Source organism: Nonomuraea sp. NPDC049646, assembly GCF_044465525.1.
Lineage (GTDB): Bacteria > Actinomycetota > Actinomycetes > Streptosporangiales > Streptosporangiaceae > Nonomuraea.
This window is the reverse complement of record NZ_JBITLU010000008.1, coordinates 13101-26302: the sequence shown is the minus strand read 5'-3', so window position 1 is coordinate 26302 and position 13202 is coordinate 13101. Positions and strand designations below refer to the sequence as shown.

15 protein-coding genes are annotated in these 13202 nt (G+C 71.0%); 5 read left to right on the top strand and 10 right to left on the bottom strand.

Translation table 11 applies throughout. The features are described 5' to 3' along the window. Window positions 1–43 precede the first annotated feature (43 nt). Together ACIBQ8_RS24005 and ACIBQ8_RS24000 are read right to left on the bottom strand one after the other, a co-directional pair. Window positions 44–1843, bottom strand: a complete 1800-nt coding sequence (locus tag ACIBQ8_RS24005; RefSeq protein ID WP_397193013.1) for a flavin-containing monooxygenase — start codon at window positions 1841–1843, stop codon at window positions 44–46. Between the two features lie 36 nt (window positions 1844–1879). Next, window positions 1880–2305 (bottom strand): DUF6010 family protein, encoded by a 426-nt coding sequence (locus ACIBQ8_RS24000; RefSeq protein WP_352363358.1) that lies wholly within the window; start codon window positions 2303–2305, stop codon window positions 1880–1882. Window positions 2306–2435: 130 nt separating this feature from the next. On the opposite strand from ACIBQ8_RS24000, the gene ACIBQ8_RS23995 reads away from it, so the two are divergent. Then, window positions 2436–3422, top strand: a complete 987-nt coding sequence (locus ACIBQ8_RS23995) for a GlxA family transcriptional regulator (RefSeq protein ID WP_397193012.1) — start codon at window positions 2436–2438, stop codon at window positions 3420–3422. Here ACIBQ8_RS23995 and ACIBQ8_RS23990 read toward each other — a convergent pair. Continuing rightward, window positions 3403–3933 (bottom strand): flavoprotein, encoded by a 531-nt coding sequence (locus ACIBQ8_RS23990; protein ID WP_397180020.1) that lies wholly within the window; start codon window positions 3931–3933, stop codon window positions 3403–3405. The two genes, ACIBQ8_RS23995 and ACIBQ8_RS23990, sit on opposite strands and share 20 nt — an antisense overlap. Further along, a complete protein-coding gene (locus ACIBQ8_RS23985) occupies window positions 3930–4418 on the bottom strand; it encodes a MarR family winged helix-turn-helix transcriptional regulator (protein WP_397180021.1) in 489 nt (162 codons plus the stop codon). The genes ACIBQ8_RS23990 and ACIBQ8_RS23985 overlap by 4 nt, the downstream gene beginning before the upstream one ends. 65 nt (window positions 4419–4483) lie before the next feature. Here ACIBQ8_RS23985 and ACIBQ8_RS23980 point away from each other — a divergent pair, with 65 nt between their 5' ends. Continuing rightward, window positions 4484–5314: an alpha/beta fold hydrolase gene (locus ACIBQ8_RS23980; RefSeq protein WP_397193011.1), complete on the top strand. Its 831-nt coding sequence runs from the start codon at window positions 4484–4486 to the stop codon at window positions 5312–5314. Between the two features lie 28 nt (window positions 5315–5342). On the opposite strand, the gene ACIBQ8_RS23975 is transcribed toward ACIBQ8_RS23980, so the two are convergent. Further along, on the bottom strand, window positions 5343–6014 hold the full coding sequence (locus ACIBQ8_RS23975) for an HNH endonuclease family protein (RefSeq protein ID WP_397180023.1): 672 nt from the start codon (window positions 6012–6014) through the stop codon (window positions 5343–5345). Window positions 6015–6099: 85 nt separating this feature from the next. Here ACIBQ8_RS23975 and ACIBQ8_RS23970 point away from each other — a divergent pair, with 85 nt between their 5' ends. Beyond that, entirely contained in the window at window positions 6100–6735 is a 636-nt protein-coding gene (locus tag ACIBQ8_RS23970; RefSeq protein WP_397193010.1) for a hypothetical protein, read from the top strand. 58 nt (window positions 6736–6793) lie between these two features. After that, the gene (locus ACIBQ8_RS23965) at window positions 6794–7588 is read left to right on the top strand and encodes a helix-turn-helix domain-containing protein (protein ID WP_397193009.1); all 795 of its coding nucleotides are present in this window, start codon (window positions 6794–6796) and stop codon (window positions 7586–7588) included. Here ACIBQ8_RS23965 and ACIBQ8_RS23960 read toward each other — a convergent pair. The 3 genes from ACIBQ8_RS23960 to ACIBQ8_RS23950 form a co-directional block, all read right to left on the bottom strand. Further along, window positions 7556–8209, bottom strand: coding sequence for a class I SAM-dependent methyltransferase (locus ACIBQ8_RS23960; RefSeq protein ID WP_397193008.1), 654 nt, complete (start codon window positions 8207–8209; stop codon window positions 7556–7558). The genes ACIBQ8_RS23965 and ACIBQ8_RS23960 overlap by 33 nt on opposite strands. Before the next feature lie 63 nt (window positions 8210–8272). Then, window positions 8273–9142, bottom strand: a complete 870-nt coding sequence (locus ACIBQ8_RS23955; RefSeq protein WP_397180027.1) for a permease-like cell division protein FtsX — start codon at window positions 9140–9142, stop codon at window positions 8273–8275. Between the two features lie 46 nt (window positions 9143–9188). Next, window positions 9189–9659, bottom strand: a complete 471-nt coding sequence (locus ACIBQ8_RS23950) for a hypothetical protein (RefSeq protein WP_397193007.1) — start codon at window positions 9657–9659, stop codon at window positions 9189–9191. A gap of 262 nt (window positions 9660–9921) precedes the next feature. Here ACIBQ8_RS23950 and trpS point away from each other — a divergent pair, with 262 nt between their 5' ends. Then, window positions 9922–10902, top strand: coding sequence for a tryptophan--tRNA ligase (gene trpS, locus ACIBQ8_RS23945; protein WP_397193006.1), 981 nt, complete (start codon window positions 9922–9924; stop codon window positions 10900–10902). Window positions 10903–10960: 58 nt separating this feature from the next. Here trpS and ACIBQ8_RS23940 read toward each other — a convergent pair whose 3' ends face one another. Together ACIBQ8_RS23940 and ACIBQ8_RS23935 are read right to left on the bottom strand one after the other, a co-directional pair. Further along, the gene (locus ACIBQ8_RS23940; protein ID WP_397193005.1) at window positions 10961–12403 is read right to left on the bottom strand and encodes a hypothetical protein; all 1443 of its coding nucleotides are present in this window, start codon (window positions 12401–12403) and stop codon (window positions 10961–10963) included. A 207-nt stretch (window positions 12404–12610) separates the two neighbouring features. Further along, window positions 12611–12907, bottom strand: a complete 297-nt coding sequence (locus tag ACIBQ8_RS23935; protein ID WP_397193004.1) for a hypothetical protein — start codon at window positions 12905–12907, stop codon at window positions 12611–12613. Window positions 12908–13202 lie beyond the last annotated feature (295 nt).

Below are 13202 nucleotides of genomic sequence, written 5' to 3'. Positions count from 1 at the left end.
CTTCACTGCGGCGGACGTCATGCTTCCGAGGTGAGCGGCCGGATCATTCGACCGCTGCGCGCTTGCGGAACTCCAGCCCCTCGAACATGCCCGACCTGCGCCAGTCGTCGATGTAGGCGAAGTACGCCATCGCCCCTTGCGGATGGCCGATGTTCAGCCGGCCTTTCATGCCGGCGTCGTGGCCCTCGTTGTTGTAGTAGCCGGGCGTGCAGTCGGCGGAGGCGCCCAGGATGCTCCCGGGGCCCGACAGCAGCAGCTCGATCCAGGCGTCCTCGGCCTCCCGGGTCGCCTCGACCTCGTCGAAGCCCTGGTCGAGCGCGTGGCTGACGATCGTGGCGATGGTCCGGCCGGCCTCGGTGAGGTTGTGCGGGATGTTGGAGATGAGGTTCGCGCCCTGCGTGGGCTGGACGACGAAGGCGTTCGGGAAGCCGTGCACGTGGATGCCGTGCAGGGTCCGCATGCCGTCCGCCCAGCGGTCGGTGAGGCGCAGGCCGTCGCGGCCGGTCAGCTCGTAGCCGGCGCGCCGGGTGTAGTCGGTGGTCACCTCGAAGCCAGAGGCGTAGATGACGCAGTCGACCTCGTACTCGACGCCCGCGGCCACCACCCCGCGCCCGGTGACGCGCTCGACGCCCTTGCCGTCGGTGTCCACCAGGCGGGTGCCCGGCACGTTGAAGGACTGCAGGTACTCGTCGTGGAAGCAGGGACGCTTGCAGAGCTGGCGGTACCAGGCCTTGAGCTTCGCGGCGGTCTCGGGGTCGGCGACGATCGCGTCGACGCGGGCCCGGATCTCCTCCATCTTCTCGAAGTCGGAGTCCTCGTACGCCTGGGCCATCTTCTCCGGGGTCAGGTCCTCGGGCGGCAGGGCCGCGATGCGGGCGCGGACGCGGCGGGCGATGTCGGTCCAGCCGTCCATCACCAGGTCCTCCTCGACCAGGCCGCCGGTCTGGTTGCCGGTGAAGTTCTCGAGCCAGCGCTGTTGCCAGCCCGGGGTGGCGATCTCGGCGAACCAGGCGGGGTCGGTGGGCCGGTTGTCGCGTACGTCCACCGAGGAGGGGGTGCGCTGGAACACGTACAGCTCGGCGCAGGCGCGGGCCAGGTGCGGCACGCACTGGACGGCCGTCGCGCCCGTGCCGATGACGGCGACGCGCTTGTCCGCCAGCCGGTCCATGGGCGCGCCCGTGGGATCGCCGCCGGTGTAGTCGTAGTCCCAGCGGCTGGTGTGGAACGAATGCCCGCGGAAGTCGTCGATGCCGGGGATGCCGGGAAGTTTCGGCACGTGCAGCGGGCCGATGCCCATGACCACGAACCGGGCGGTGAAGGCGTCGCCCCGGTTCGTCCGGACGGTCCAGCGCGACCGGGACGCGTCCCACTCCAGGTCCTGGACCTCGGTGTGGAAGAGCGCGTCGTCGTACAGGCCGTAGTGCTTGCCGATGCGGCGGCAGTGTTCCAGGATCTCGGGGGCGTGCGCGTACTTCTCCGTCGGCATGTGGCCGGTCTCCTCCAGGAGCGGCATGTACACGAACGACGCGGTGTCGCACTGGGCTCCCGGGTAGCGGTTCCAGTACCAGGTGCCGCCGAAGTCGCCGCCCTTCTCGACGATCCGCACGTCCCCGACCCCCGCCTCCCTGAGCCGGGCGCCGGTGACCAGCCCGGCGAACCCGCCGCCGACGACGGCCACCGTCACGTGGTCGGTCTTCGGTTCGCGCTCGGTCCTCGGCGTGTACGGGTCGTCGAGGTAGTGGGCGAAGCGGCCGGTGAGGCGGACGTACTGGTCGTTGCCGTCCGGGCGGAGCCGCTTGTCGCGCTCTTCGAGGTATTTGCGGCGGAGGGCTTCTTTGTCCATACGTCCTCCGGGGACGAGGTTCCGAATTCCAGAATGTCATTCGCGAATCTCGTTCGACAAGGCCCGCGGACGGGCGAAGCGGGCCCGCAGCCGGCCGAGGACCGGCGGACCGCCCGCGAAGCACCACAACGCGATCACCGGATCGCAGATGGCGCAGCCGAAGGAGGAGTCCGCGGCGAAGGGCAGCAGCGGGCTGCCCTGGAGGTGGTGCAGCACGTCCCAGGCGGTGTGCAGCAGCCAGCCGATGCCGATGAACGTCCAGCTCTCCAGCCCGCGGTAGGCGACGTACGTCATCACGACCGGCAGCAGGAACTCCCAGTAGCCGAGCCCGCCGCCGCTCAGGTAGGCGGCGCCCGCGCCGGCCACCAGCACGGCGTTGGCACGGCGGCCGTGCGGCTCGGGGATCAGGGAGACGAGGGAGACGGCGACCAGGCCGATCAGGATCGGCATGAGGATGGACATGGGGCACTTCCTGCTGGTTTCGGGGGAACGCAGCCAGGCTAGGCGGGCCGCCCGGCCCCTCCCAGAGGGTGACTCGACAAACTCCGACGAGTTCCCGCCAACCGTCCGCCGCCTGGCCTAGCGTGTCCGCATGCACACTGTGGCGGTCCTGGCCCTCGATCACGTGGTGGCGGCCGACCTGTCGATCCCGGTCGAGGTGTTCGGCCGGGCCCGGCTGGCCGACGGGAGCCGCCCGTACCGGGTCCAGGTGTGCGCGGCGACGCCGCAGGTGCCCGGCGACGCCTTCACGATCGTCGCGCCCCACGGCCTGGAGGCGCTGCGCACCGCCGACACGATCATCGTGCCCGGCTGCTCTGAGCAGGCCGTCCCGCCGGGGCCCGAGGTGCTCGCGGCGCTGCGCGCGGCGGCCGCCGCGGGCACCCGCATCGCCTCCATCTGCGTGGGGGCCTTCACCCTGGCCGCCGCCGGGCTGCTCGACGGGCTGGGCGCGACCACCCACTGGATGGCCGCCGACCGGCTGGCCGAGCTGTTCCCCGACGTCGAAGTGCGGCCCGACGTGCTCTATGTCGACAACGGCCAGATCCTGACCTCGGCCGGCGCCGCCGCCGGGCTCGACCTGTGCCTGCACCTCGTCCGGCGCGACTTCGGCTCGGCGGTCGCCGCGGACTCGGCCCGCCTGTCGGTGACGCCCCTGGAGCGGGAGGGCGGCCAGGCCCAGTTCATGGCGCACACCCGGCCGCCGGTGCCCCAGGGCTCGCTGCTGGAGCCGGTGCTGGCCTGGATCGAGGACAACCTCGACGGCAAGGTGACCCTGGCCGCGATGGCCGCGCACTGCGGGATGAGCGAGCGCACGTTCGGCCGCCGCTTCCGCGAGCAGACCGGCACCACGCCGCTGCAGTGGCTGCTGCGCGCCCGGGTGCGGCGGGCACAGCTCCTCCTGGAGACCACCGACCACGGCGTGGAGCGGATCGCCACGCAGTCCGGGTTCGGCTCGGCGGTCGCCCTCCGCGAACGGTTCAAGCGGGTGGTCGGCGTGCCGCCGCAGTCCTACCGCGCCGCCTTCCGGCCTCTCGTCACGAACGCGTTTCCGGCTCTCGTCACGGACCCAGCGCCGTGAGCGCGCTCTCCCAGACGTAGGTGTCGTTGCCGTCGCCCGCGCTCGGCGCGTGCGGCTCGAACTGCCCCGGCCCGATCAGGACGCGCACCCCCTCCGACCGCAGCTCCTCGACGCTGCGCCGGAAGGGCGCGCGGGAGGCGAGCGCGCTGTTGACGAACGGCAGCACGACCACGGGGATGCCGAGCCCCGGAGCCTCGGCCAGCAGCCCGAGCGCGTAGGTGTCGGCGACGCCCATGGCGAACTTGTTGATCGTGTTGTACGTCGCCGGGGCGACGATGATCGCGTCGGCCCTCGGCGGCCTGGGCTCGTCCGGCCTGCGGTAGCGGCTGCGGACCGGGCGCCCGGTCAGGCGCTCCAGCTCCGGCACGTCGACGAAGCCGAGCGCCGACGGCGTGGCGACGACCTGGACGTCCCAGCCCGCTTCCTGGGCCGGGACGACGAGCCTGGCCACGTCGCCGGCCGGCCCGGCCGCGCACACGATGACATAGAGACTGCGTGCCGGTGTCTTCACGGTTGAGATCGTAGGACGCCCGCCGTCCCCTCGACGTCGCGCACGCGGGCGGCGACCTCCGGCGTGAGGTGCCGGGCCAGCACCTCCAGGGCGGCGGTGACCTCGCCGACCGCCTCGGGGCCCGGATCGGGCAGGACGGCGGCCAGGGCGTCGTCGATCGTGGCGGCCCTGACCTCGGCGACCCGGGCGGAGGGCGTCGCCGCGGGACGGATGAGCCGCCGCCGCCGGTCGGCCGGATCGGGCACGCCCTCGATCGACCCCGTGGACTCCAGCCGGGCGACGGCCGTGGACACCTGGCTCTGCGGCAGGCCGGTCCGCGCCGCGATCTCGCTGACCGTCGTGCCGGGGTGGGCGACCACGTCGCCGAGGACGACGAGCACCGTACGGACCGAGCCCCGGGGGCCGTCGCCCTTCGGCTGGGGCATCGCCTGCTCGCCGATCTTCATGAGGGTGCGGCCGAGCAGGAACAGTTCGACTCCGTTCATGAAGTCATGATACATCTATATCGATGCATCGATTTCGATGCTTTTTCTCGTCGGAGGAGACCCGTATGAACGCCCTTCCCGTCCCAGGCGCCACCCTTCACTTCCAGGTCGAGGGCAGCGGCCCGGTCCTGTTGCTGTCGCAGAGCGGCGAGGGCGACGCCGATCGCACCGCCGACCTCGTGCCGCTCCTGGCCGACGCCTTCACCGTCGTCACCTACGACCGGCGCGGCCTGTCGCGCAGCACCCTCGACCCCGCCGCGCCGCCCGTCACCATGGCCGACCACGCCGACGACGTCGCGCGGCTGCTCGCCGAGGTCGCCGACGGGCCCGCCCTGATGGCCGGGTTCAGCATGGGAGGCGCGATCGGGCTGCGGGTCGCGGCCCGCCACCCCGGCGTGCTCGGCACGCTGGTCGCGCACGAGCCCGTGCTGCCGAACCTGCTGCCCGCCGCCGGCCGCGCCGAGCACGTGGCCGAGCTGGCCGCCATCCAGCGGGCGTACGCGGACGGGGGGCTGGCCGCGGCCGTCCCCGCGATCACCCGGCACCTCGGCATCGACCCCGGCCACGACGAGACCGAGGACGGGCTCACCCCGCAGCCGCTCACGGCCAGGCGGCAGGCCAACTTCGGGTTCTTCATCGGGACGGAGTTCACGGCCGTCATGGAGGACGACCTCGCCCCTGCGGAGACGGTGGGCACCGGGACCCGGGTGATCCCGGCAATCGGCCTGGCCACCCGGCCGTCGGTGCACACCTACCGCTGCGCGCTCGCGCTGGCCGAACTGCTCGGCGTCGAGCCGGTCACGCTGCCGGGCGGCCACAACGGCAACACGGCCTTCCCGCGCGCGACGACTCGGGCGCTCAAGGAACTGCTCGCTCCGCGTCACGTCCAGGCGTGAGCGTACGGGCGGCCAGGTGGACACGCGGTCAGCGACCGCAGGTGCGGAGCATGTTGGACAGCGCCACGCGCTCGCTGCGCGTCACGAACAGGCGGTAGTGGTGTTTCACGGTGATCCACGAGGTCGCGTAGCGGCACCAGTAGGCCCGGCGGCGCGGACGCCAGCTCTGCGGCCCCTGCCCGCCCTTGGCGATGTTGGCGGAATGGCTGACGGTGACCAGCTCAGGACGGGTGAGGTCGTTGGCGAAGGCCCGCCGCCGCGCCTGGCTCCACCTCTTGGCGCCCGAGCGCCAGGCGTAGGCCAGCGGGACGACGTGGTCGACGTCCACCAGGCGCTCGCTCTTCAACCGCCGGCCGTCGTACGGGCTGTACCAGACGCCCTTCACCGGATGGCAGGCCGCGTTCCTGCGCACCCGCCGCCCGTCCCGGGCCAGGACGGTTTCCCGTACGTCACACCGTCCCTTGTGACGTCCCCACCCGGGCTGGAACCGGCGGTGGGTGTAGCCGCGCAGGGATAAGGGCCTGGCCACCCGTAGCTGGGCCAGCATGCGGCGGGCCCGCGCCGCGCTGACCTCCGCGCCCGCACGGGCGCGTGCGCCGGACTGCGCGGCGGCCGGCTGCGGCGCGGCGACGACCTCGGTGATCGGGATGACCAGAAAGGCGAGGACGGCCATCAGCACGGCCCGTCTCAGGAAGATCATGCTTTACCCCATACCCACCCAGGACGGACCTCCTCCAAGTAGATGGCCAGCCCTCCGCAAGTGGGGGTGCGTACCTTCCCGAACCATGAGAAAGCTCCCTCTCCTCCTCGCCGCCCTGACCGCCGCCTCCGCCGTCGCGCTGCCCGCGAGCGCGTCCCTCGCGTCGGCCTCCTCCACCGCCTCCACCGCCTCTGCCACCTCCGCCGCCTCCGCCTCCGCCGCCGCCGGGAAGACGCTGTCCTTCCGGGGGATGACGCTGCGGATCCCCGCCGACTGGAAGGTGTACCGGTCGGCCGGCCACGTCGTGGTGGTGACCGGGTTGTTGTGCAAGAAGCCGGAGCCGTTCGCGCCCGACTGCGAGAGCTTCTGGATCTTCGGGCCGAAGGAGTACACGAACGTGCCGGTCGGCGGCGGTTCCGTCACGTACACGGGCAAGCAGCAGTTCCATCCGTTCAGCGGGGTGATCCCGTGCCCGTTCAACTCCAGCCTGAGCTGGTATCCCGGCGAGAAGGCGTCCTACCGCGGGCTGCGGCCGGTGGGCGCCGGGCACAAGGCGAAGTACACCACCTGGCCGAACCGCTGCGTGACCAACGACACCGGCCGCACCACCTCCAGGTGGAACGAGAAGGAGTGGTTCCTGCCGCAGTCCGGGATCCTGGTGGTGGACGCCTGGAACACCTACGGGCTGGCCGGCGTGCTCAAGCGCGCCACCTGGAGCTGATCCCGCACGTCCCGGTTTCCGGCACCATGGGCGGTGGTGTGGTGATGCGGGGTGAGGGATGACGAGCCGGTTCTTCATCGGTGAGGGGTACGCGTCGTACCAGGGGCCGTCGGCGGACAACTCAATCCATCGTCACGCCGCCTACCAGGTGACGGCCGCCGTGGAGGGCGAGGTGACCGTCGTCGACGAGCGGGAAACGTGTCATCGCGGGCCCGCACTGATCATCCCGCCCATGGTCCGGCATCGCATGCCGGGGGCGCCGGACGTCCGCATCTGGTTCGTCGAACCGCAGTGCTCGTACGCCTCCGTCCTGCGCGACCGCTGCACCCCGGCCCGCTCGCCTGGCTCCAGCCTTCCAGCCACGAAAGGCACCTCCCCCACCGGCTCCCGCGTGGCCCCCTTCGGCTCCGGCTTGGCGTCCGTCCGTGAGGTGATCACCGTGGCCGCTGATCTGCGTGCTCCCAGTGAGGAGGACTTCCGCCTGGTCGCGGAACCTCGGCCGTCCGGGGAGCTGGATCCGCGCCTGGTGATCGCGATGGAGGCGTTGACGTCGCGGAACCTCCTGCTCGCCGACGCGGCCGCGCAGGCCGGGCTCTCACCCCAGCGCCTGCGCGCCCTGGCCCGGCTGCAACTCGGCATGCCGCTCGCCCGGTGGCGGATCTGGCGGCGGCTCACCCGCGCGGCCCGCGCCCTGGCCGACGGCCGCTCGATCGCCGAGGCCGCGCTCGACGGCGGCTTCGCCGACCAGGCCCACTTCCACCGGCAACTGCGCGACATGCTGGGGCTCACGCCGGCGACCGTGCTGCCGCTGCTGCGCCGGTCAGCCGCGGCCGGCCACGTAGACGGAGATTGAGCCGGTCACCGTCCGCACGACCTCCGCCTCCCGGACGTCCGCGAACCCCGCGTCGGTCATCAGCTCCGGCAGCACGCCGTCCGCGTTGGGCTGCGTGTCCCGCACCCCGTCGGCCAGTTGCACGACACGGAACGCCAGCCGCATCGACGCCGTCCGCTGCCACCCGTAGTCGGCGATCACCAGCTTGCCGCCCGGCCGCAGCACGGCGTGCATCGAGGCGAGGATCGCGCGTTTCATCGGAAGCGGACATTGGTGGAGGACCAGGCTCGACACCGCCGTGTCGGCCGACCCCGGCCATAGCAGGCCGGTCAGCGCGTCCCCCATGCCGAGCAGCCACTCCGGGGACGTACCGCTCGCCCTGCTCTTGCGCCGCGCCTGGGCCAGCGTCTCCGGATCGGGGTCGACGCCGACGATCCGGGCCCGCGGTTCGAGGCGGTGGAGCAGCACGGCCTGCGACCCGGTGCCGCAGCCGACGTCCACGATGGTCTCGTCGGGCCTGGGGGCGACGTGCATGGCCACCAGACTGCGCCACAGCCGTTCCCGCGTCAGGGCGACGACCGGGTCGTACAGGCGGGTGAACTTCAGGCGTCCGAGTGCGGGGGTGAAGGTCTGTTGCGACATGAGCGCAGTCTCAGCCGTACGCCGGCCCGCGGTCTTGAACAGAACGCTCGCGCCTGGACGCCGCTACTCGCATTCCCGGGTGCGGGCTTCGACGTTCCGCAGCCCGTATTCGGACCTGAGCCGCGCCCCTTGCAACACGCACTCGTGGTCCCACACCTGGCTGACCCCCGGCATCTTCGCGAGCCGGTGGCGCCAGGGACCGCGGTTCACCTCCGGCTGTATCGACAGCAGATACGACTCGGGTATGTCCGACACCCTGACCGCCGCGATCAGCGTCTCATTGTCCGCGTACGTCTCGGCGAAGCGGCGATAGGCCGTCCTCTGGTCCTCGAATTCATACGATTCGAGGCCGGGAATCCGCTCGATGACGGCGACGATCGCCTTCTTCTCCTTGGCGGTGGCGGCTTTCCTGTTCGCCCCTCCCCGCCCGTGCCGGCACTCGGGCCCGGAGGCATCGCCCACGCAGAGGAACACGGAGACCTCCACATTCCAGTACGACCGGGTCACGCGACGGTTCTCCAGCTGATCGACCACCAGCCCGACCCCGGGCCGCCGATCCACCGCGCTCACGACGCGGGCCCGATCAGCCGCCTCGGAGACCCGGATCCAGAACGACTCCGGCATGTCCTTGGCCCGCACCTCGGCCAGCATCTTCCGCTGACCGGCGAACTCCCGCCGGAACTCCGCATGGGCCGCCGCCCGGCTCACGAACCGCACCTCGGTCACGCCGGGCGTGGAGTTCAGGAAAACCTCGACGTCACGCCGCTGTCCCGCCGTCGCATGCCGTTTGTCACACCTGTGCGCGGAGGGCGTACAGAGGAACACCGCGATCTCACCGTTGTCGGCGGCGACGTCCGCGGGACCGGGCTCCACCTCGGCCGACGCGGCCTGCCCCGCCATTCCCGACAACGCCACGACACTTGCGACCAGCACCCGCCATAACCAACGTCTCACCGGACTCCTCGCATCACGAAAACATTCACCTGCGCCTGCGCGGGCGACGCTGACGTACCGGCGCGGTCGGGGAATCGTAGCCGGACCACCGCAACATCAAGATGGACAGGCCGACGACCGCGGTCACCACGCCGGAGACACAGGCCAGAAACGCCAGAGCGCTCTCGCCGTCCGGATCGCCAATGCCGGACGGCCTGGTATCGACCCATTCGCCCGTCGCCCATCCCTGTGTGGCGACCAGCACCCCGAAGAGGGTCGTGACCGTCCCCAGCAGATATCCAGGGGTCCGCGCCCACACCCCCTTCACGGCGAGCACGAGCCCCACGACCAGCGCGATCGGCACGGTGACGAACTGTCCCATCTCCAGTGCCATCAGCGCGGAGAGCCGCGCATGCTGAAAACCGTCCCCGCGCGCCGGCAGCGTCAGGAACAGGCACACCGCGGCACCGGCCAGAAGACCTATCGCCAACAACCGGAGCATCGCCACGAGCAGCATGATCCCGGACCAACCCACCGAACCACCAGACGTTTCCCATACCCGTCACCCGCGGACCCGCCCGCTCCGAACCGGGTGGTACGGTATGCGTCATGCGGATGATCCACTCATTTCTCGGCTGGTGGCGCCCCTAACCGGGCGGCACTGCTCATCCGCGCAGACCTGACAAAGCGGCCGCCCCGTCCCGGGCGGCCCGTCGGTGTCCACATCTCTCGGCCGATCCAGGACGACAGGCGGCTCCCGACCTGAGGGAGCTCCACCGATGCCACGACGTCTCACGGGTTTCACGCCCTCCGGCGACCTGCACCTGGGCAACTACTTCGGCGCCATCGCCCCGATCATCGCCGGTCAGACCACCACCGACACCGTCGTCTTCATCTCCGACCTGCACGCGCTCACCCTGGACCACGACCCCACCCAGGTGCACCGGCGAACCCTGGAATTCGCCACCCTGCTGCTCGCCGCCGGCACCGACCCCGAGTCCTGTCTGTTCCTCGTCCAGTCGCACGTCCCGGAACACACCGAACTGCACTATCTGCTCGAATGCACCACGGGCTACGGCGAGGCCCAGCGGATGATCCAGTTCAAGGAGAAGTCCGGCCGCCAGCAGCAGGTCCGCATGTCGCTGCTGACGTACCCGATCCTCATGGCCGCCGACATCCTGCTGTACGACACCGACGAGGTCCCCGTCGGCGAGGACCAACGCCAGCACGTCGAGCTGGCCAGAACCGTCGCCCAGCGGTTCAACACCCGGTACGCCCCCGTCTTCACCATGCCCACGACGGTCAACCCGCCGGTGGCCGCCCGTCTCATGGACCTGACGTCGCCGACCGACAAGATGAGCAAGTCGGCCGCCACGCCGGGCGGCGCCCTGCGCCTGCTCGACGAGCCCGACGTGCTGCGGCGCAAGGTGATGCGCGCGGTCACCGACGCGGACAACGCGGTCGCGTACGACCCCGACCGCAAACCCGGCGTCTCGAACCTCCTGGCCATCCTGGCCGCCTGCACCGGACGCGCCCCCGAGGACCTGGCGTCCCGGTTCGACCGCTACGGCGAGCTCAAGGAGGCGGTGGCCGACGCGGTGGTGACCACCCTCACCCCCATCCGCGACCGCTACCTGCACCTGTCGGAGGACCCCGGCCACGTCCGGAAGGCCCTGCGGGCCGGCGCCGAACGAGCCCGCGACCTGGCCGGCGCCAAGATCCGTCAGACCAAGGCAGCCATCGGCCTGCTCCCCGCCTGACTGCGACACCACCGCGCACCACGCCCGCCTCCGTCTCCGCGCCGGAGGCGGGCCCGCGTCACCCGCCGATCAGGACATGAGCCCCGTCGGAGCCCTCACGAATCCGGCCGAGCACCCGCAGGAACCGACGACCGTGCGGATACAGGCCGTTCTGGGGAAGCCAACCGGTGGTGCGGCTGATGCCGGCCTCTTGCAGATCCTGTCGGACGCGCCTGCCCAGCAGGTCGGCGACCGCCTGCCCATGGCGGCCGCGGGTGATGGTGAACGCGGTGAGCCTGCACGTGTCCGGTGACGGCTGCTGCAACTGGATCTCCACCGTGCCGAGCACTTCTCCGGTCACCGGATCGCCCGGCGGACGCTTCTCGTAGGCCCAGCGGCGAAGGTCCCACACACGTGGTTCGTCGTGGGGTTGCGCCTGTCGTACGTGTGTCTGGCCGTCGTCCCCCACCACGGCTACGTACCGGACCCGGTTGTCGGAGCACGGCGTGGGGTGCGGGTGATCACCCGAGCAGAGCGGATCCCAGTGGTAGGCGAACCAGATCAGCGACGAGGCGAGCTCAGGGTAGGCGCCGGCCCATCGGTCGTCGAAGAAGAACCACTGTTCGTACGTCCCGTGGCCGTCGTGGGCGAACAGCTGGGCCACGTGTTCACCCGTCCGGACGACGGTCCCGTCGCGATCGGCCCTCAGATCGGCCTCCACATCGGCCTCCACATCGGCCTCCAGGAGCCGCAGCGCCTCGGCATGCGAGTGGGGCAGGGCATGATCCTCGCCCGTCCCCCGCGGGTGCTCGGGCCATCGGCTGCAACGCTCCAGCGCGGCCGCCACGCCGTCCTCGCCGGGCGCGACCAGCAGGCGCAGAACCTGCAGCTCTTCAGGCCAGTCCGCGGTGGAGGCGTCCAGGTCGCGCAGCGCCGCACCGAACTGCGACAGTCGCACCCCGGGCAACGCATGAGTGGGATTCCAGCCGATGCTGTCGTGCCTCGCCTCGCAGGTGAGCAGTACCGCGAAGACGCAGCCTTCCCCCGCAGCCCGTCGGCCGGTCAGCTCGGTGACCCGCAGCGGCGGCGTGAACGTCGTGCCGCCCGCGACGGGCTCAGCCACCTCGGGCAGCGGCCCGTCGTGCACGGCGAACGCCCACCGCTCCGGATCCGCCACGACCGCGGCGTCATCGACGAGATAGTAGGCCACGTCATAGTTCAGCCCGTTGGCGAGGACGCGAACGCTGTGCTCGTCGACGTTGCACTGATAGACGTCCGGGATCCGCGTTCTGGCAAGAGTGCGCAGCTCCTGCATGGTCGCGGGGGCCGGGCCGCCCTCCGAGAAGAGCCATGGCAGCCCGTAGAGATCCGCTCCCAACTCCCGTACGAGCCAGTCATGGGCATCCTGGCCGGCGGCATCGCTCCAGACGTTCCGGACCCACTCCAGCACCGTCGGCTCAGCCAGGCGCCGGACCGACTTCCCCAAGATCCCTTGGTCCCAGGATCGATAGACCACGTACACGGGCGGCCTCCCAGCCGAGCAGCATGATCATGGTCACATTGCCCGAGCTTGTCGGCATTCACAACTCGCGTGAGGCAGGCCATCGGTCAAGGCGGGAAGACAGGCTCGCCGCTGTCGTACAGACGGGCCCCGGACGTCATCCGGGCCCATCTCGGTCAGGGGAGCCGCGCGGGGAGCGCGGCACTGCCGGTGATGCCGCCGTCAGCGTCACAGCAGCGCCAGCCAGACCGCGAACGGCAGGGGGATGAGCACTGCCGTGCCGAGCCGCGCCGCGAGCCCCCGCCCGCGTCGGATCGGGAGAACCACGTCGACCATCACTGCCAACGCCAGAATGACGACGCCGGTCACCACTAGGAGGAACATGACGATGCTCGCGTGATCGAGCGTCGTGTAGTTGCAGTTGACGAGACCCGGCTTGGCAAGGTCTTCCGTGCTCCTGCAGTCCATCGGCAGGTACTCGGTCAGCAACCACCGCGCCAGAGCGAACGGCAGTGCCGCGGGCACGCCGAGCGCGAGGTTGACCAGGGCGGGGCCCAGAAGCCCGCTCCTTGCCCGCCCCTCACGCCGAGAAGGCGGATCCGTCCTGCACACAGCCATCGAAACGCCCTCTGCTCTCTGGTGGCCCACCAGAGGCATCATGGCCTAGGACGCCCGGCCGACCGGGACCGACAGCCCATCAGGCACGCAGGCGAATCGCGGCCTCAATTCGAAGCCCGACACCGATCCCAGCGAAAATGAGCGTCCCGAGGAGAACATTGGTGGAGAGCTCTTGTCGGAGAATGACACCGAAAGCGGTTAC

What these genes read in the sequence shown, in the direction of transcription:
- ACIBQ8_RS24005 (WP_397193013.1), bottom strand. Translation starts at nt 1,843, where the DNA reads ATGGACAAAGAAGCCCTCCGCCGCAAATACCTCGAAGAGCGCGACAAG.
- ACIBQ8_RS24000 (WP_352363358.1), bottom strand. Translation starts at nt 2,305, where the DNA reads ATGTCCATCCTCATGCCGATCCTGATCGGCCTGGTCGCCGTCTCCCTC.
- ACIBQ8_RS23995 (WP_397193012.1), top strand. Translation starts at nt 2,436, where the DNA reads ATGCACACTGTGGCGGTCCTGGCCCTCGATCACGTGGTGGCGGCCGAC.
- ACIBQ8_RS23985 (WP_397180021.1), bottom strand. Translation starts at nt 4,418, where the DNA reads ATGAACGGAGTCGAACTGTTCCTGCTCGGCCGCACCCTCATGAAGATC.
- ACIBQ8_RS23980 (WP_397193011.1), top strand. Translation starts at nt 4,484, where the DNA reads ATGAACGCCCTTCCCGTCCCAGGCGCCACCCTTCACTTCCAGGTCGAG.
- ACIBQ8_RS23975 (WP_397180023.1), bottom strand. Translation starts at nt 6,014, where the DNA reads ATGATCTTCCTGAGACGGGCCGTGCTGATGGCCGTCCTCGCCTTTCTG.
- ACIBQ8_RS23970 (WP_397193010.1), top strand. Translation starts at nt 6,100, where the DNA reads ATGAGAAAGCTCCCTCTCCTCCTCGCCGCCCTGACCGCCGCCTCCGCC.
- ACIBQ8_RS23965 (WP_397193009.1), top strand. Translation starts at nt 6,794, where the DNA reads ATGACGAGCCGGTTCTTCATCGGTGAGGGGTACGCGTCGTACCAGGGG.
- ACIBQ8_RS23960 (WP_397193008.1), bottom strand. Translation starts at nt 8,209, where the DNA reads ATGTCGCAACAGACCTTCACCCCCGCACTCGGACGCCTGAAGTTCACC.
- ACIBQ8_RS23950 (WP_397193007.1), bottom strand. Translation starts at nt 9,659, where the DNA reads ATGCTGCTCGTGGCGATGCTCCGGTTGTTGGCGATAGGTCTTCTGGCC.
- trpS (WP_397193006.1), top strand. Translation starts at nt 9,922, where the DNA reads ATGCCACGACGTCTCACGGGTTTCACGCCCTCCGGCGACCTGCACCTG.